Genomic DNA, 16,916 nt, shown 5'->3' with positions numbered 1-16,916 from the left:
CGATGACCCCGCACGGAGCCGGAGCAGGAGGACACACGGTGGCCAGCAAGGCAGTGGCGCACAGCGCAACGACCAGCAAGACCCGCGAGATCGCGGTCGCCTCCGGGGTCGACCCGGCCGACGAGCCGTCGGTCGACTGGGGCTGGCACCAGAACTTCCCCAAGGGTCTGCCGATCGCGGCCGCCGTCACCGGCATCGTGCTGCTGCTGTTCACCATCGGGCACCCGGTGAGCTGGACCGAGTTCCTGTTCTCGGCCGTGCCCGCTGCCGTCTGCCTGATCGGCGCGGTCGCGTACCCGGTCTACCGGCGGCGTCGCCGGCTCTGAGCCACGGGTGGCCGCGCGCGGGGCGGGTGAGCCGGTCGAGCTGACGATCGGCGACCGCGTGGTGCGGCTGTCCAGCCCCGACCGCGTCTATTTCCCCGAGCGGGGCGAGACCAAGCGGGACCTCGCCGACTACTACACCGCCGTCGGCGACGGCGTCGTCCGCGCGCTGCGCGACCGGCCGTGCATGCTGCACCGCTTCCCCACCGGCGTCACCGGGGAGAAGGTGCACCAGAAGCGGCTGCCGCGCGGCGCCCCCGACTGGGTGCGCACCGTCCGCGTGACCTTCCCGCGGTACAACCGCACCGCCGACGAGCTGTGCGTCGCCCACCCGGCCGACGTCGTCTGGGCGGTGCAGATGTCCACCGTCGAGTTCCACCCCTGGAACTCCCGCGCCGCCGACGTCGAGTCCCCCGACGAGTGGCGCATCGACCTGGACCCGATGCCCGACGCCTCCTGGACCGACGTCCGCCGCGTCGCCGGCGTGGTGCACGAGGTGCTCGACGAGCTGGGCGCGACCGGGTTCCCGAAGACCTCCGGCGGCTCCGGACTGCACGTCTACGTGCGCATCCCGCCCGACCACGGGTTCGCCGACGTCCGCCGCGCCGCGCACGCGTTCGCCCGCGAGGTGGAGCGCCGCTGCGACCGCGTCGACCTGTCCTGGTGGCGCAAGGACCGCGACCCGTCGACGGTCTTCGTCGACTACAACCAGAACGCCCGCGACCACACGATCGCCTGCGCCTACTCGGTGCGCGGCACCCCCGACGCGCGGGTGTCGGCCCCGGTGGCCTGGGACGAGATCGACGACTGCGAGCCCCGGGACTTCACGATCGCCACCGTCCCGGCACGCTACGCCGAGCTGGGCGACCTGCACGCCGGCATCGACGAGGCCGTGTTCGGCATCGAGCCGTTGCTGGAGTGGGCCGACCGCGACGAGCGCGACGGCGCGGAGACGCCCGATCTGCCCGATCTCGACGGGGGCGGCCGCTAGGCTCGGCGCCCATGGACGACGGGCCACGCAAGGACAGGTTGAACCGCCTCGGGTACGGGATCGGCGGTGGTCTCGCCGTCGGGTCCGCCGTATGGGTGCTGTCCGGCACGTGGTGGTGGCTGCTGGTCTTCCTCGCCGTCGGCCTGGCGCTCGGGCTGTTCCTGCGCTCGACGACCCCGGGGGCCTAGCCCGGCCCCTGCTCCCGGGCGCGGGCCCGCAGCCGCGCGAACTCGGCGACCATCGCCGCGCGCGACCAGTGCGCGTTGAGCCCCGAGGGGTTCGGCAGCACCCAGATCCCGGTCGTCCCCAGCCGGTCGGTCTGCTCCCCCACCGCCGCGTCGCGCCGCCCGAACGCGGTCCGGTAGGCCCCGATGCCGACGACGGCCAGCCACCCCGGCTCCCGCGCCGCGACGAGCGCGCGCAGCCGCTCCCCACCGGCGACGACCTCGTCGTCGGACAGCTCGTCGGCCCGCGCGGTGGCCCGGGGAGCCATGTTCGTGATGCCGAGCCCGAGCCGCGCCAGCTCGCCCTGCTCGGCCGGGGCCAGCAGGCGCGGGGTGAACCCGGACCCGTGCAGCACCGGCCAGAACCGGTTGCCGGGACGGGCGAAGTGGTGCCCGGTCGCGGCCGACACCAGGCCGGGGTTGATGCCGCAGAACAGCACCCGCAGCGGCGGGTCGCCGGGCCCGGGCAGGACGTCGTCGATCGTCGCGTCCCGCGCCCGCTCCAGCGCCTCCCGGTCGGGCAGTCGTCCCACACCGATCAGTCTGGCGCACCGGGCCGGTCCCCCCTCGGACGGGCGAGCCGGGATGCTCGCGCCGACGATCGAGAGGAGACTCGTCCGCCGTGGACCTGCCCGTGATGCCCCCGGTGAAGCCGATGCTGGCCAAGCCCGCCCCGTCGATCCCCGAGGGCAGGCTCTACGAGCCCAAGTGGGACGGCTTCCGCTCGATCGTCTTCCGCGACGGCGACGAGGTGGAGATCGGCTCCCGCAACGAGAAGCCGATGACCCGCTACTTCCCCGAGGTCGTCGAGGCGGTGAAGGCGCACTTCCCGCCGCGCGCGGTGGTCGACGGGGAGATCGTCGTCGCCTCCGGGAACGCACTGGACTTCGAGGCGCTCCAGCAGCGGATCCACCCCGCGGCCAGCCGGGTGACGCTGCTCTCGACCGAGACGCCGGCGTCGTTCGTCGCCTTCGACCTGCTGGCGCTCGGCGACGACGACCTCACCGCGCGCCCGTTCGCCGAGCGCCGCGCGCTGCTGGAGGAGGCGTTCGCCGGCGTCGCCCCGCCGGTGCACCTCACCCCGGTCACCGACGACACCGCCACCGCGCGCCGCTGGTTCGAGAAGTTCGAGGGCGCCGGGCTCGACGGGCTCATCGCGAAGGACCCGGCCGGGACCTACCAGCCCGACAAGCGCGTCATGACCAAGGTGAAGCACGAGCGGACCGCGGACTGCGTCGTCGCCGGGTACCGGGTGCACAAGTCCGGCCCGGACGCCGTCGGGTCGCTGCTGCTCGGCCTGCACGATGCCCGCGGGGTGCTGGTGTCGGTCGGGGTCGTCGGGGCGTTCCCGATGGCGCGCCGCCGTGAGCTCATGACCGAGCTGCAGCCGCTGGTCACCGACTTCGACGACCACCCGTGGGCCTGGGCGAAGCAGCTGGAGGGCGAGCGGACGCCGCGCAAGTCCGAGACGAGCCGGTGGAACGCCGGCAAGGACCTGTCCTTCGTCCCGCTGCGCCCGGAGCGGGTGGTCGAGGTCCGCTACGACTACATGGAGGGCGAGCGGTTCCGCCACACCACCCAGTTCGTGCGGTGGCGCCCGGACCGCGAGCCTGCCTCGTGCACCTACGAGCAGCTGGAGCGCCCCGTGAACTTCGACCTCGCGGAGGTGCTCGCCGGGCGCGGGTGATCCTTCTCCGTGGAACCCGCACCGCCCTGCGGGGGACCCCGGACTCCGCGGAGAAGGATCACGACTGCGAACGGCTCCCCCGCGTTCGCCCGTGGCGCGCGCGGCTCCCGGCCAGGGTGCGCCGCATGGACCTGGACACGGTGCTGCGCGGCCAGGACGGGGTGTTCTCCCGAGGGCAGGCGCTGGCGTGCGGGATCTCGGCGAGGGCACTGCGCGCCCGGGTCACCCGCGGCGCCCTGGTGATCGTCGCACCGGGGGTGTATCGGGCGTCGTCGCACCGGCCCACCGCATGGGGACGGGTGGTGGCCGCCGCGTTGTGGGCCGGGCCGGGCGCCGTCGTCGACGGGCCCGCAGCGGCGTTCCTGCACCGGATGTCGGTACCCAGCACCGCGTTCCCGGTCGTGGGGGTGACCGTCCCCGCGCACGCGCGGCGCACACCACCGGACCGGATCCGGGTCCGCCGGCGCACCCTGGACGCGGCGGACCGGACGGAACGGCGCGGGGTCGCCGTCACGGCGCCGGCCCTGACCGCGCTGGAGACGGCCGTCGCCCTCACCGACGGCACCACCTTCCTCGACCGGGTGCTGCAGCGGGGGTTGCCCTTCCCCGAGCTGCTCGCCGCGTTCCAGCGCGGGGTCGGCGCCCACGGCTGGGCCCGGGCCCGCGAGCTCGTCGTCGAGGCCGCCGACCGGGCCGACTCGCGGGCCGAGCGGCGCCTCGTCGCGCACCTGCGACGGGCGGGGCTCACCGGGTTCGTCCTCGGGTGGCCCTTCGGTCCGTGGCGGGTGGACGTCGCGTTCGTGGCGGAACGGCTCGCGGTGGAGATCGACGGCTGGGCGTTCCACTCGGACCCGGCCCGCTTCCGGGCCGACCGGCGCAAGCAGAACGCACTGGTCGCCGCGGGGTGGACGGTGCTGCGGTTCACCTGGCAGGACGTCCGGGACCGGCCGGGCGACACGGTGGGCCGGATCCGGTCGGCGGCGCTGCGGTGATCCTTCTCCGTGGAGCCCGGTGCACCCTGCGGGACATCGCACGCTCCGCAGAGAAGGATCATGGGCGGCAGCCGCACGACTCCCGGTGCACGAAGGTCGTCGGCAGCCGCAGCGAGCGCCGCTGCGCCTCGGGCTCGGCCATGCGGCGCAGCAGCAGCCGGACCGCCTCGCGCCCGATGTCCGCGAACGGCTGCGCGACGACGGTGAGGCGCGGGCTGAACGCGTCGGCCCACGGGAAGTCGTCGAACGCGGCCAGCGCCAGGTCCCCGGGGATGTGCAGGCCCAGGTCGTGGGCGGCCTGGACGGCGCCGATCGTCATCGCGTTGTTGCCGGTGACCAGCGCGGCGGGCCGCTCGGGCGAGGCCAGCAGCTCGCGCACGACGACGCGGGCGGGCTCGCTGTCCGAGCGTCCCTCCACCACCGGCCCGGGCGGGAGGCCGGCCCGGCGCATCCCGAGGCGGTACCCGGCGAGGCGCTCGACGGTCGTCGCGAGTCCGGCCAGGCCGGCGACGAAGCCGATGCTCGCGTGCCCGGCCTCGGCCAGGTGGGTGACCAGCCCGGCGACGGGCTCGACGTTCTCCGAGCCGACCTCGTCCAGCTCGCCGTCGAGCATCCGGTCCACCAGCACCGTCGGCACGCCCTGTGCCGCGAGCGCCTCGAGGGTCGCGGTGGAGTCGCCCGAGGGGGCGAACAGCACGCCGTCGACGCGGCTGCGGAGCTGCGCGACGGCCGTCGCCTCGTAGCCCGGGTCGTCGTGCGGGTCGGCGAGCAGGAGGGTGTGCCCGACCGCGGCGGACTCGTCCTCGATCGCGTGCAGCAGCTCGCCCAGGTACGGGTTGGAGATCGCCGACAGCGCGAGCCCGACGGTCCGGGTGCGCGCGGTCGCGAGCGAGCGTGCGGCGGCGTTGGGTGTGTAGTGCACCTGCGCCATCGCGGCCAGCACCTGCTCGCGGGTGGTCTCCCGGACGGGCCGGGTGCCGTTCAGGACGTGGGACACGGTCGCGGTGGAGACCCCGGCGAGCCGGGCGACCTCGGCCATGGTCGCGATCACGCACCTCCGAGGCGGGTCACGGGTTGGCGACAGCGTACAGGCAACCGGTTGCGCAAGCGGTTACTCCACGCATACCGTGCACCGGTCATACCGGACGGACGTGTCCCGGACCACCCCGTTGCACACCCGTCGGAGCCCTCGACGACGAGGAGAGTGCCCGTGCGCCCGAGAACCAGGTCGCGTCCCGCCGTCCTCACCGCGTTGCTGGCGGTCATCGGTCTCGCCCTCACCGGCTGCGCCGGGGCCGGAACGTTCGGCCTGCCTCAGGGCACCCGGATCGTGACGATCGCGATCGTGTCCAACCCGCAGATGGAGGACGCGATCGAGCTCAGCCCCCGGTTCGAGGCCGAGAATCCCGGCATCACCGTGCGCTTCGTGAGCCTGTCCGAGAACGAGGCCCGCGCGAAGATCACCGCGTCGGTCGCCACCGGCGGCGACGAGTTCGACGCCGTGATGATCTCGAACTACGAGACCCCCCAGTGGGCCCGCAACGGCTGGCTGGTCGACCTCGACCCGCTGATGGACGCCACGCCCGGCTACGACCGGGACGACTTCACACCGACCATCCGCGGCGCCCTGTCCGGCCCCGACGGACACATGTACTCGGTGCCGTTCTACGGCGAGTCCGCGTTCCTGATGTACCGCAAGGACCTGTTCGAGCAGGCCGGGCTGACGATGCCCGCGAAGCCGACCTGGGACCAGGTCGCGCAGTTCGCCGACCGCCTCACCGACCGCGAGCAGGGCCGCGGTGGCATCTGCCTGCGCGGCAAGCCCGGCTGGGGCGAGGTCATGGCCCCGGTCGACGCGATGATCAACTCCTACGGCGGCCGCTGGTTCGACGACCGGTGGAACGCCCAGCTGACCTCCCCCGAGGTGCGCAAGGCGGTCAACTTCTACGTCGACCTCGTCCGCCGCGACGGCCAGGCCGGCGCCGCGGGCTCCGGGTTCTCCGAGTGCGGCAACCAGTTCAGCCAGGGCAACACCGCGATGTGGTTCGACGCCACCGTCGCCGCAGGTCTGCTGGAGGACCCGGCCCAGTCCAACGTCGCCGGGAAGGTCGGCTACGCGCCGGCGCCGACCGGCGTCGACGGCCTGTCCTCGGGCTGGCTGTACTCGTGGGCGCTGGCCATCCCCCGCACCACCGCGGAGAAGGGCCCCGAGCAGGTCGACGCGACCTGGAAGTTCCTGTCCTGGATGACGTCCAAGCCGTACCAGAAGATGGTCGGCGAGGAGCTCGGCTGGACCTCGGTCCCGCCCGGCGCCCGCCAGTCGACCTACCGGATCCCCGAGTACGTCGCGGCGTCGAAGGCCTACGCGCCGCAGACCATCGCCGCGATCAACGCCGCCGACCAGGACCGGCCGACCCGCGACCCCGTCCCGTACACCGGGCTGCAGTTCGTCGGGATCCCCGAGTTCCAGGACCTGGGGACCCGGGTCAGCCAGCAGATCTCCGCGGCCATCGCCGGGCAGCAGACCGCTGACGAGGCCCTCGACCAGGCCCAGCAGTACGCCGAGACCGTCGGCGAGTCCTACCAGCAGAGCGGGGGCGACCGGTGACGACCACAGAGGCACCACCGCAGGCGGCACCGGAACGGCAGACCTCACCGGCCGCGGAGCGCCGCGACGGCTGGATCCGCCGGGCACCGCTGCTGCCCGCGCTGATCTTCACCATCATCGTCACGCAGCTGCCGTTCCTGGTGACGATCTGGTACTCGCTGCAGTCCTGGAACCTGGTGCGCCCCGGCAGCCAGCGCTTCGTCGGGCTGGAGAACTACGCGACGGTGTTCACCGACTCGCAGTTCCGCGGCGTCGCGCTGAACTCGATCCTGCTCACCCTGGGCGCGGTCGCGATCGCGATGGTGCTCGGGCTGCTGATCGCGCTGCTGCTCAACCGCGCGTTCCTCGGCCGCGGCATCGTCCGGACGCTGATCATCACGCCGTTCCTGATCACTCCGGTCGCCGGTGCGCTGCTGTGGAAGTCGGTGCTGTTCGACCCCACCTACGGCCTGGTGAACTTCCTGCTCTCGCCGTTCGGCGCCGGGCAGACCGACTGGGTGTCCACCTTCCCGCGGGCAGCGGTGATCATCGCGCTGGTGTGGCAGTGGACGCCGTTCATGATGCTGCTGATCCTCGCCGGGCTCGGCTCCCAGCCGCAGGAGGTCCTCGAGGCCGCCCGGATGGACGGGGCGACCGGGTTCGCGGTGTTCCGCGAGGTGACACTGCCGCACCTGCAGCGGTTCATCGAGCTCGGTGTCGTGCTCGGCGCCATCTACCTGGTCAACACGTTCGACACGATCTACATGATGACCCAGGGCGGTCCGGGCACGGCGTCGGCGAACCTGCCGTTCTACATCTACCAGCGGGCGTTCCTGGGCTTCGACATCGGCGAGTCCGCCGCGATGGGCGTGGTCACCGTGGTGGCGACGATCATCGTCGCCACCCTGGCGCTGCGCCTGATCTTCCGCAGCTTCTCCGCCGCCGAGGAGGCGTGATGACCGCAGTCGCCGAACGGACCTCCACCCCCGCGACGACGCCGCGGAAGGCGCCGCGCGGGGCCGGGCCGCTGCTGAGCGTGCTGGCCTGGATCGTCGGGCTCGGGTTCTTCTTCCCCGTGCTGTGGATGGTGATGACCGCCTTCAAGACCGAGGCACAGGCCGTCACGATCCCGCCGACGGTGTTCTTCGTCCCCACGTTCGACAACTTCGCCGAGGTGTTCGGCGGCGGGGTCGGGCCCTACCTGCTCAACTCGCTGTTCGCGACGGTCGCCTCGACGGTCCTGGTGCTCCTGCTGGGCACCCCGGCCGCGTTCGCGCTGTCGCTGCGGCCGGTGCGCAAGACCCAGGACGTGCTGTTCTTCTTCATCTCGACCAAGATGCTGCCGGTCGTCGCGGCGATCGTGCCGATCTACGTCGTCGTGAACTACCTGGGTGCCCTGGACAACATCTGGACGCTCGTCGTGCTCTACACGGCGATGAACCTGCCGATCGCGGTGTGGATGATGCGGTCGTTCTTCCTGGAGGTCCCCAAGGAGCTCCTGGAGGCCGCGAGCATGGACGGGGCGTCGCTGTGGCGCTCGCTGCGCGAGGTCGTGCTGCCGATCATCTCGCCCGGCATGGCCGCCACCGCGCTGATCTGCATGATCTTCGCCTGGAACGAGTTCTTCTTCGCGGTGAACCTGACCGCCTCGCGGGCCGCGACCGTGCCCGTGTACCTCGTCGGGTTCATCACCTCCGAGGGCCTGTACTTCGCCAGCCTCTGCGCGGCGGCCACCGTGGCCGCGCTGCCGGTCGTCATCGCCGGCTGGATCGCCCAGAACAAGCTGGTCCAGGGCCTGTCCTTCGGGGCCGTCAAGTGATCGTGTTCGTGACCAGGATGGGAGCCCGCCGTGGCTGACGTGGTGTTCGACCAGGCATCTCGGATCTACACCCCCGGAGCCAAGCCGGCCGTCGACCGGCTGGACCTGACGATCGAGGACGGCGAGTTCGTCGTGCTCGTCGGGCCGTCCGGATCGGGCAAGTCGACGGCGCTGCGGATGCTCGCGGGCCTCGAGGAGATCGACGGCGGCTCGATCCGGATCGACGGCGAGAACATGGTCGGGGTCCCCTCCCGGGACCGGGACATCGCCATGGTGTTCCAGAACTACGCGCTCTACCCGAACAAGACCGTCGGGGAGAACATGGCGTTCCCGCTGAAGATGGCCGGGATCGACAAGGCCGAGCGCGCGGTCAAGGTCAAGGAGGCCGCCGAGATCCTCGGCCTGACCGACTACCTCGACCGCAAACCGCGCGCCCTGTCCGGCGGCCAGCGCCAGCGCGTCGCGATGGGCCGGGCGATCGTGCGCGAGCCGCGGGTCTTCCTGATGGACGAGCCGCTGTCGAACCTCGACGCGAAGATGCGGGTGCAGACCCGCACCGAGATCGCGGCGCTGCAGCGACGTCTGGGCGTCACCACCGTCTACGTCACCCACGACCAGGTCGAGGCCATGACGATGGGCGACCGCGTCGCGCTGCTCGCCGACGGGAAGCTGCAGCAGTTCGCCAGCCCGGCCGACCTGTACGACCGGCCGCAGAACGCGTTCGTCGCCGGGTTCATCGGTTCGCCGGCGATGAACCTGTTCACCGCGAAGGTGACCGAGCGCGGAGTGACCCTCGCCGGGCGGGAGGTCGCGCTGGCCCAGGACGTCCGGTCGACGATCGGGGCGCACCAGCTCACCGAGGTGACCCTGGGCATCCGTCCCGAGCAGTGGACGGTCTCCCCCGACGGCGGCGAGGGCATCCCGGCCCGGGTCGACGTCGTCGAGGAGCTCGGGTCGGACGCCTACCTCTACGGCACCCTGGCCGAGTCCTCCGGTGACCTGTCGGCGACGGCGTCGCTGACCGGCTCGCGCGACGACGCCGTCGTCGTGCGGACCGCGGGGCGCACCGGGGCGCGGCGCGGGGACCGGGTCGCACTGACGCCGTCGACCGAGGGGCTGCACCTGTTCCACCCGGAGAGCGGCGACCGGCTCTGAGCGGGTTCGCCCGGCGACGCGAGGGGGTCGCCGGGCGGGCCGGCCCGGATGCGACGCGGCGAACTGCCGAGGGGGTCGCCGGGCGGGTCAGCCCGGATGCGACGCGGCGAGCTGTCCGCAGGCCGCGTCGATCTCCTGGCCGCGGGTGTCGCGGACGGTGCAGGCGACGCCGGCCGCGCGCACCCGGCGCACGAACTCCTCCTCGACGGGCTTCGGCGACGCGTCCCACTCGCTGCCCGGCGTCGGGTTCAGCGGGATGAGGTTGACGTGCACCCGGGACGTGCCGATGTGCTGCCGCAGGACCTTCGCCAGCATGTCGGCGCGCCACGGCTGGTCGTTCACGTCGCGGATCAGCGCGTACTCGATGGAGACGCGGCGGCCGGTCGTGGTGGCGTAGCGCTGGCCCGCGTCGAGGACCTCGGCCACCTTCCACCGGTTGTTGACCGGTACGAGGGTGTCGCGCAGCTCGTCGTCCGGGCAGTGCAGCGAGATGGCCAGGGTGACCGGGATCCCCTCCTCGCGGAGCCGGTCGATCGCCGGGACGAGCCCGACGGTGGACACGGTGACCCCGCGCGCGGAGATGCCCAGCCCGTCCGGGGCCGGCTCGGTGATCCGGCGGACGGCGGCGACGACCCGCTTGTAGTTGGCGAGCGGCTCGCCCATCCCCATGAACACGACGTTCGACAGCCGGGTCGGCTCGTCCAGCACGCCGTCGCGGGCCTGGGCGGCGGCGCGGCGGACCTGGTCGACGATCTCGGCGGTCGACAGGTTGCGCTGCAGGCCGCCCTGGCCGGTGGCGCAGAACGGGCACGCCATCCCGCAGCCGGCCTGGCTGGAGATGCAGACCGTCGCCCGGTCCGGGTAGCGCATCAGCACGCTCTCGGCGAGCACGCCGTCGTGGCCGCGCCACAGCGTCTTGCGGGTGGCGCCGCCGTCGCAGGCCTTCTCGGTCAGCGGCGTGACCAGCGGCGGGAGCAGCGGGCGCAGCTTCTCCCGGACGTCACCCCCGAGGTCGCTCATGGTGTCGAGGTCGTCGGTGAGACGACCGAACCAGTGGCGGGCCAACTGGTCGAGGCGGAACCGCGGTACGCCGAGCTCCTGCGCGACGGCGGCACGGTCGGCCGGGTCGACGTCGGCGAGGTGGCGGGGCGGAGTACCGCGGCGGGGTGCGTCGAAGACGAGCGGGAGGCTGGACATGGCACCTCCAGTGTGCCAGCCCGGCCGCGGGTCAGCGGATCCCGGGGATCCGCACGTTGTAGCGCCGGGACAGGTCCTCCAGGATCCCGAGCCTGCGCGCGGCCGCGACCCACAGCACGATCCCGGCGCAGAGCCCGGTCACCGGCACCGCGGACCCGGTCCCCTGGCCCTGGTAGGTCAGGGCCAGGAAGGCGCCGAACGCGGCGATGAGCAGCACCAGGCCGCCGGTCGCGACGAGGCTGCGCTCCTCCAGCACGGTGGACGCCTGGATCAGCAGCACCCCGACGAGGGCGGCGGACAGGGCGGTGGCCAGCTCGCCGTAGTCGACCAGGGACAGCAGCGACGGAAGCAGCACGACCCCGGCGACGCCGATCACGACCAGCCGCTGCATCCGCCGCTTCCGCTCGGGGTGCAGGGTCACCGCCATCGCGGCGTTGCGCCGGCGCACGATCCACAGGTACGCGGTCAGGAAGATCCCGAGCGCGACGAGGACGGTGGCGAACCCGTTCCCGAGGCCGCCCGCACCGACCACCCAGGCCAGCAGGCCCAGGACGATCTCCAGGCTCGGCACGGGAACGCCCAGCGACGGCTGGCGCATCGTGTACGGCATGCATCCACGGTAGCGAGAGCGGCCCGGGACACGGCGCAGGTGTGGCGGAACGACACACCCGTCCTACCTCGAACCGGACATCATGGGAGGCTCGTCACGTGCCCCGGGTCCCCGAGCCCCGGGCCGCCACCACCACACCGCCGGGCCCGCCCGGCCTCCCCCAGGAGAGCCATGACCCTCCCCACGACGTCCTCCACCGAGCCCGATCCCGCCCCGCGCGCCGGAGGGCCTGCCCTCGGCCGCCGCGCGATGATCGCCGGTGCCGGCGTGGCCGCGATCGGCGCGGTCGCCGCCTGCGGTGGCGGCGGTTCCAGCACCACCGCAGGCGGCGGGCAGGCCCAGACCGGGGACGCCCCGGAGGGCTCCCCCGGCACCGTCCTCGGCCCGGCGTCCGCGGTGCCGGTCGGCGGCGGCGCGATCTACGCCGACGCGCAGGTCGTCGTGACCCAGCCGCAGCAGGGGTCGTTCACCGGCCTGTCCGCGATCTGCCCGCACCAGGGCTGCACCGTCAGCCAGGTCACCGACGGCCAGATCGTCTGCCCGTGCCACAACAGCCGCTTCTCCCTCGACGGCGCCGTCGTCGACGGGCCGGCCCAGCGGCCGCTCGACCCGCGGCAGGTCACCGTCGCGGACGGGTCGATCACCCTGGCCTGAGGCCGCTCCCGGCGCCGCGGGCTCAGGACGGCAGGACGAGGCCGTCGGCGCGGCGCCGGGTGTGGAGCCGGTAGCCCACGCGCACGGTGCGGTCGGCGACGTCGTCGATCGCCCGGCGCGCGGTCCGGGCGGAGAACTCGATGCGCAGGACCTCCTCCAGGTCCGCGCGGGTGTCGAACCGCCAGGTCGAGACGACCCGGCGCAGCGCGAAGCCGTGGGCGGCGAAGAACCGGTCGACCGCGGGCGGGTCGTAGCGGGGCAGGTCGGCACGCAGCCACGTCCCGTACGGCCGCACCGTGAAGTCCAGGTCGACGACGGCGAGCACCCCGCCCGGGCGCAGTACCCGCTCGGCCTCGGCGAGCCCCGGTTCACAGCCCGGCCCGAAGAAGTACGCGGTGCGGGCGTGGACCAGGTCCGCGCAGGCATCGGGCAGCGGGAGCCGCTCGGCGCCCGCGGCGTGCACGGTGATGCGGTCGTCTCCGGCCACGCGCCGTCGTGCCCGTTCGACCAGCGGCGGGTGCGGCTCGACACCGGTGACGGTGGCGGCCTGCTCGGCCAAGCGCGGCAGGTGGAAGCCGTCCCCGCAGCCGACGTCGACGACGTCGGCCCCCGCCCAGCCGCCGGTCTCGGCCCACAGCGCGGCCCAGAGCTCGCCGTCGGCGTCCTGGGCGCGGTTCTCGGTCTCGTAGACCTCGGGCCAGTTCCAGATGTTCGGGCTGGGGATGGCCGGGCCGGGCTTCGGCTGACCGCCGAACCCCTGGTAGGTGCGCTTCACGCGATCGGGACGACGATCCCGAGGATCGCCCAGGCGACGAACGCGGTCGGCAGCAGCGAGTCCAGACGGTCCATCAGACCGCCGTGCCCGGGCAGCAGGTTGCCCATGTCCTTGACGCCGATGTCGCGCTTCACCAGCGACTCGACCAGGTCGCCCAGGGTGGCCGTCGCGACGAGCAGTGCACCGACGAGCGGCCCCCAGTACCAGGGCGCGTCCAGCATCAGACCGATGCAGAGCGAGCCCGCGGCCATCCCGGCGACCAGCGAACCGGCGAAGCCCTCCCAGGACTTCTTCGGGCTGATCGTGGGGGCCATCGGGTGCCGGCCCGCGACGACGCCCGCCGCGTACCCGCCGACGTCGGAGGCGACCACGCAGAGCAGGAAGGTCAGGACCCGGCCCACGCCGTCCGGGGCGACGGTCAGCTGCACGGCGAAGGCCACGAGCAGCGGGACGTAGACCGCGACGAACAGCGAGGCGCTGATGTCGCGCACGAAGTGCGCGGCGCCGGTCCGCATCCGCCACAGCAGGCAGCCCAGCACCGTCGCGGCGAGGGCGACCGCGGCCCCGTAGAGGCCGAACGGCCAGGACAGCCAGACGACGGCCTGGCCGCCGACCAGCAGCACCGGCAGCGAGACCCGGATGTCGGCACCCCGGCGCAGCGCGCCCGCGAGCTCCCAGGTACCCACCGCGGTGACGCAGGCGAGCACCAGGACGAAGCCCTGACGCTGGATCAGCAGGCTCAGCAGGATGATGACGCCGAGCCCGACGCCGACCGCGATCGCCGCGACGAGGTTGCGGCCCAGCCGGGACCGCTTGTACCCCTTCTGCCCCCGGACGGGCTTCGGCACATCCGGAGTCGCCGACACGCCGGCCGGCCCGTCACCGGGGAGGTCGGAGGTCACGGGGACGGCGGCGTCGAAGGAGGAGGGCACCGGGCTCAGACCTCGAGGAGCTCGGATTCCTTGTTCTTGACCAGCTCGTCGATCTGCGCGACGTAGCGGTCCGTGACGCCCTGCAGCTCCTTCTCGGCGCGGGCGACCTCGTCCTCGCCGGCCTCACCGTCACGCTGGATGCGGTGCAGCTCGTCCATCGCCTTGCGGCGCAGGCCGCGGAGCACGACACGCGCGTCCTCGCCCTTGCCGCGGGCGACCTTGACCATGTCCCGGCGCCGCTCCTCGGAGAGCTGCGGGATGATCACGCGGATGATCTGCCCGTCGTTGGACGGGTTGACCCCGAGGTCCGAGTCGGCGATGGCCTTCTCGAGCTGCTTGAGCTGGCTGGCGTCGTAGGGCTTGATGACCGCCATCCGCGCCTCGGGGATCGACACCGAGGCGAGCTGGTTCAGCGGGGTCCACGCGCCGTAGTAGTCCACGACGATCCGGGAGAACATGTTCGGAGTGGCCCGGCCGGTACGCACCGACGCCAGATCGTCACGGGCGACCGTGACGGCCTTCTCCATCTTCTCCTCGACGTCGAAGAGGGTTTCCTCGATCACGGTTGCATCCCCCGGCCTGGTCGTACTCGCTGGCGGTCACGATCCTCTCACCCTCCGCCCGGGCGGTGCGCGGAGCACCACCCGGGCGGGGGTGGGAAGGATCAGTTCTGGCCGACCTCGAAGCGCACGAAGTCGGTGATGGTCAGACCCGCCTCGTCGGCGACGGCCTTGACCGACTTCTTCGGGTCGACGACGGAGGCCTGCTCCAGGAGCACGACGTCCTTGTAGTAGCCGTTGACCCGGCCCTCGACGATGCGGGGCAGGACCTGCTCGGGCTTGCCCTCCTCGCGGGCGGTCGCCTCCGCGATCTTCTTCTCGTTCTCGACGATCTCGGCGGGGACCTGCTCACGGGTCAGGTACTCCGGCCGGGCCGCCGCGACCTGCATCGCGAGACCGCGGGCGGCCTCGGCGTCGCCGCCGTCGTAGGCGAGCAGGACACCGATCTGCGGGGGCAGGTCGGTGGCGCGCTTGTGCAAGTAGACGGCAGCCTGGCCGTCGACCCGGGCGTAGCGCTTCAGCTCGAACTTCTCGCCGATGCGGGCGGACAGGGCCTGCACGGCCTCGCCCACGGTGCCGTCCTCGAGCTTGGTCTCGCGCAGGGCGTCGAGGTCGGCCGGCTTCTCGGCGACCGCGGTGGCCAGGATCTTCTCGGCCAGCGCGATGAAGTCGTCGGACTTCGCGACGAAGTCGGTCTCGCAGTCCAGCTCGACCAGGGTGCCGCCGTCGGCGACGACCAGGCCGTTGGCGGTGGCGCGCTCGGCGCGCTTGCCCACGTCCTTCGCGCCCTTGATGCGGAGGAGCTCGACGGCCTTGTCGAAGTCGCCCTCGGACTCCTCGAGCGCCTTCTTGCAGTCCATCATCCCGGAGCCGGTGAGCTCACGGAGCCGCTTGACGTCGGCGGCGGTGTAGTTCGCCATCGGGTGTCTCTCGTCCTCTGGGTCGTGACGGGAATGGATCACCGGGTCGCGTCCGGCGGGCCCACGGTGCGTGGGCCCGCCGGACGCGCGCACTCAGTTCTGGGTGCCGTTGCTGGTGGAGGCGGGGGCGGCCGCGGCCGCCGCCCCGTCGCCACCGGCGGCGGAGAGGCTGGCACCGTCGGAGCCGACCTCGTTGCCCGCCAGGACGTCCTGCTCCCACTCGGCGAGCGGCTGCTCGGCGGCGGCCTCGCCACCCTCGCCCCGGCGCTGGCCACGGGAGACCAGACCGTCGGCGGCGGCCTTGGCGATGACCTTGGTCAGCAGCGCGGCCGAGCGGATCGCGTCGTCGTTGCCCGGGATCGGGAAGTCGACCTCGTCCGGGTCGCAGTTCGTGTCCAGGATGGAGACGACCGGGATCTTGAGCTTCCGGGCCTCGCCGACGGCGATGTGCTCCTTCTTGGTGTCCACGATCCAGACGGCGGACGGGACCTTGGACATGTCGCGAATACCGCCGAGGGTCTTCTCGAGCTTGTCCTTCTCACGGGTCAGCGTGAGGATCTCGCGCTTCGAACGGCCCTCGAAGCCACCGTTCTGCTCCATCGCCTCGAGCTCCTTGAGGCGCTGCAGGCGACGGTGGACGGTCTGGAAGTTGGTGAGCATGCCGCCCAGCCAGCGCTGGTTGACGTACGGCATGTTGACCCGGGCCGCCTCCTCGGCGATGACCTCCTGGGCCTGCTTCTTGGTACCGACGAACATGATCGTCCCGCCGTGCGCGACGGTCTCGCGCACGAACTCGTAGGCGCGGTCGATGTACGACAGCGTCTGCTGGAGGTCGATGATGTAAATGCCGTTGCGCTCGGTGAGGATGTAGCGCTTCATCTTCGGGTTCCAGCGACGGGTCTGGTGCCCGAAGTGCACGCCGCTGTCGAGCAGCTGCTTCATGGTGACGACGGCCATGGCCTGCGATCACCTCTCGGTCGGGCGCGGCGGATGCCGCGCAGGCGGTTCGTGGGCCCACCGGTCGGTGGACCACCCTGGCGCCCGCGGCGGAGCCGGACCCGCTCCCCCTGGTCACACGTGAGCGTGACGTCGGGATCGCAGGACCGCCCGGCCTCCGCTCCCGACGCCGTACCCTGGGGGGACGGCGCAACGGGCGAGCGGGCGCGCGAAGTCACCACGACGGACGTGGTGCGGGCTCCAGTGTACGCCGGGGCCTCCGGGCCGATCGCGGCGGAGCCCGGTTCCGGCGGCGGCAGTCCACAACCGGCCGGTACGTCCCCAGGACGACGATCCACCCCGGCGACGAGCGGTCGTCGTCGCAGGCTGGACGAGTGCCTCTCCCCTCGCCGTCCGCTCCCCCGCCCCGGGACCCGCGTCACGCGTCCCTTCCCGGATGGCGGACCGGGCTACGGGCGGGGGCGGTGCTGCTCGCCGTGGTCGTGACCGGAGCGGCGCTCGTGCCGCCGGGGGCGGCGGTCGCCGCACCGGCG

19 protein-coding genes are annotated in these 16,916 nt (G+C 72.8%); 10 read left to right on the top strand and 9 right to left on the bottom strand.

Translation table 11 applies throughout. The annotated features are described in order from the left end of the window. The first annotated feature begins 38 nt into the window (after positions 1-38). From ZF1_RS08205 to ZF1_RS08195, 3 genes are read left to right on the top strand one after another with little or no spacing between them, the layout of a single operon-like run. On the top strand, positions 39-326 hold the full coding sequence (locus ZF1_RS08205) for a DUF2631 domain-containing protein (RefSeq protein WP_168172194.1): 288 nt from the start codon (positions 39-41) through the stop codon (positions 324-326). 7 nt (positions 327-333) lie between these two features. After that, on the top strand, positions 334-1,314 hold the full coding sequence (ligD, locus tag ZF1_RS08200) for a non-homologous end-joining DNA ligase (protein ID WP_476654148.1): 981 nt from the start codon (positions 334-336) through the stop codon (positions 1,312-1,314). Positions 1,315-1,325: 11 nt separating this feature from the next. Next, positions 1,326-1,502 (top strand): hypothetical protein, encoded by a 177-nt coding sequence (locus ZF1_RS08195; protein WP_208822450.1) that lies wholly within the window; start codon positions 1,326-1,328, stop codon positions 1,500-1,502. On the opposite strand, the gene mug is transcribed toward ZF1_RS08195, so the two are convergent. Continuing rightward, a complete protein-coding gene (mug, locus tag ZF1_RS08190; RefSeq protein ID WP_251784826.1) occupies positions 1,499-2,071 on the bottom strand; it encodes a G/U mismatch-specific DNA glycosylase in 573 nt (190 codons plus the stop codon). The genes ZF1_RS08195 and mug overlap by 4 nt on opposite strands. Before the next feature lie 89 nt (positions 2,072-2,160). Between mug and ZF1_RS08185 the strand changes: the two genes are divergently transcribed. Both ZF1_RS08185 and ZF1_RS08180 read left to right on the top strand, forming a co-directional pair. Beyond that, the gene (locus ZF1_RS08185; RefSeq protein ID WP_208822446.1) at positions 2,161-3,225 is read left to right on the top strand and encodes an ATP-dependent DNA ligase; all 1,065 of its coding nucleotides are present in this window, start codon (positions 2,161-2,163) and stop codon (positions 3,223-3,225) included. 125 nt (positions 3,226-3,350) lie between these two features. Further along, the gene (locus ZF1_RS08180; RefSeq protein ID WP_482636915.1) at positions 3,351-4,217 is read left to right on the top strand and encodes a DUF559 domain-containing protein; all 867 of its coding nucleotides are present in this window, start codon (positions 3,351-3,353) and stop codon (positions 4,215-4,217) included. 58 nt (positions 4,218-4,275) lie between these two features. Here the strand turns inward: ZF1_RS08180 and ZF1_RS08175 are convergent, their stop codons facing one another. After that, entirely contained in the window at positions 4,276-5,268 is a 993-nt protein-coding gene (locus tag ZF1_RS08175; RefSeq protein ID WP_482636914.1) for a LacI family DNA-binding transcriptional regulator, read from the bottom strand. Between the two features lie 159 nt (positions 5,269-5,427). Here ZF1_RS08175 and ZF1_RS08170 point away from each other — a divergent pair, with 159 nt between their 5' ends. From ZF1_RS08170 to ZF1_RS08155, 4 genes are read left to right on the top strand one after another with little or no spacing between them, the layout of a single operon-like run. Then, positions 5,428-6,825, top strand: a complete 1,398-nt coding sequence (locus tag ZF1_RS08170) for an ABC transporter substrate-binding protein (protein WP_226369757.1) — start codon at positions 5,428-5,430, stop codon at positions 6,823-6,825. Next, positions 6,822-7,760, top strand: coding sequence for a carbohydrate ABC transporter permease (locus tag ZF1_RS08165; protein ID WP_373324099.1), 939 nt, complete (start codon positions 6,822-6,824; stop codon positions 7,758-7,760). The genes ZF1_RS08170 and ZF1_RS08165 overlap by 4 nt, the downstream gene beginning before the upstream one ends. Further along, on the top strand, positions 7,760-8,623 hold the full coding sequence (locus ZF1_RS08160) for a carbohydrate ABC transporter permease (protein WP_224403201.1): 864 nt from the start codon (positions 7,760-7,762) through the stop codon (positions 8,621-8,623). Before ZF1_RS08165 ends, ZF1_RS08160 begins: the two co-directional genes overlap by 1 nt. 30 nt (positions 8,624-8,653) lie before the next feature. Next, positions 8,654-9,778 (top strand): ABC transporter ATP-binding protein, encoded by a 1,125-nt coding sequence (locus ZF1_RS08155; RefSeq protein WP_482636913.1) that lies wholly within the window; start codon positions 8,654-8,656, stop codon positions 9,776-9,778. 87 nt (positions 9,779-9,865) lie between these two features. Here ZF1_RS08155 and rlmN read toward each other — a convergent pair whose 3' ends face one another. Together rlmN and ZF1_RS08145 are read right to left on the bottom strand one after the other, a co-directional pair. Beyond that, positions 9,866-10,975, bottom strand: coding sequence for a dual-specificity RNA methyltransferase RlmN (rlmN, locus tag ZF1_RS08150; protein ID WP_482636912.1), 1,110 nt, complete (start codon positions 10,973-10,975; stop codon positions 9,866-9,868). Between the two features lie 31 nt (positions 10,976-11,006). Beyond that, positions 11,007-11,585: a hypothetical protein gene (locus tag ZF1_RS08145; protein WP_337830210.1), complete on the bottom strand. Its 579-nt coding sequence runs from the start codon at positions 11,583-11,585 to the stop codon at positions 11,007-11,009. 171 nt (positions 11,586-11,756) lie between these two features. Here ZF1_RS08145 and ZF1_RS08140 point away from each other — a divergent pair, with 171 nt between their 5' ends. Continuing rightward, positions 11,757-12,239, top strand: a complete 483-nt coding sequence (locus tag ZF1_RS08140; RefSeq protein ID WP_482636911.1) for a Rieske (2Fe-2S) protein — start codon at positions 11,757-11,759, stop codon at positions 12,237-12,239. Between the two features lie 22 nt (positions 12,240-12,261). Here ZF1_RS08140 and ZF1_RS08135 read toward each other — a convergent pair whose 3' ends face one another. From ZF1_RS08135 to rpsB, 5 genes are all read right to left on the bottom strand, one after another. Further along, positions 12,262-13,014 carry a class I SAM-dependent methyltransferase gene (locus ZF1_RS08135; RefSeq protein ID WP_482636910.1) on the bottom strand — a complete coding sequence of 251 codons (753 nt, stop codon included), beginning with the start codon at positions 13,012-13,014 and terminating at the stop codon, positions 12,262-12,264. Further along, positions 13,011-13,946 (bottom strand): phosphatidate cytidylyltransferase, encoded by a 936-nt coding sequence (locus ZF1_RS08130; protein ID WP_308818468.1) that lies wholly within the window; start codon positions 13,944-13,946, stop codon positions 13,011-13,013. Before ZF1_RS08130 ends, ZF1_RS08135 begins: the two co-directional genes overlap by 4 nt. Before the next feature lie 5 nt (positions 13,947-13,951). After that, entirely contained in the window at positions 13,952-14,509 is a 558-nt protein-coding gene (gene frr, locus ZF1_RS08125) for a ribosome recycling factor (protein WP_020622047.1), read from the bottom strand. A gap of 101 nt (positions 14,510-14,610) precedes the next feature. Further along, positions 14,611-15,426, bottom strand: coding sequence for a translation elongation factor Ts (gene tsf, locus ZF1_RS08120; RefSeq protein ID WP_062401035.1), 816 nt, complete (start codon positions 15,424-15,426; stop codon positions 14,611-14,613). A 93-nt stretch (positions 15,427-15,519) separates the two neighbouring features. Further along, a complete protein-coding gene (gene rpsB, locus ZF1_RS08115; protein WP_062401033.1) occupies positions 15,520-16,383 on the bottom strand; it encodes a 30S ribosomal protein S2 in 864 nt (287 codons plus the stop codon). Positions 16,384-16,916 lie beyond the last annotated feature (533 nt).

Source organism: Pseudonocardia sp. ZF1 (assembly GCF_056835605.1).
The sequence above is the reverse complement of the archived record's forward strand: the minus strand, read 5'-3'. Positions and strand labels throughout refer to the sequence as shown.

Coding starts and splice junctions, on each gene's coding strand:
- ZF1_RS08195 (WP_208822450.1), top strand. CDS start 1,326: ATGGACGACGGGCCACGCAAGGACAGGTTGAACCGCCTCGGGTACGGG.
- ZF1_RS08180 (WP_482636915.1), top strand. CDS start 3,351: ATGGACCTGGACACGGTGCTGCGCGGCCAGGACGGGGTGTTCTCCCGA.
- ZF1_RS08160 (WP_224403201.1), top strand. CDS start 7,760: ATGACCGCAGTCGCCGAACGGACCTCCACCCCCGCGACGACGCCGCGG.
- rlmN (WP_482636912.1), bottom strand. CDS start 10,975: ATGTCCAGCCTCCCGCTCGTCTTCGACGCACCCCGCCGCGGTACTCCG.
- ZF1_RS08145 (WP_337830210.1), bottom strand. CDS start 11,585: ATGCCGTACACGATGCGCCAGCCGTCGCTGGGCGTTCCCGTGCCGAGC.
- ZF1_RS08140 (WP_482636911.1), top strand. CDS start 11,757: ATGACCCTCCCCACGACGTCCTCCACCGAGCCCGATCCCGCCCCGCGC.
- tsf (WP_062401035.1), bottom strand. CDS start 15,426: ATGGCGAACTACACCGCCGCCGACGTCAAGCGGCTCCGTGAGCTCACC.
- rpsB (WP_062401033.1), bottom strand. CDS start 16,383: ATGGCCGTCGTCACCATGAAGCAGCTGCTCGACAGCGGCGTGCACTTC.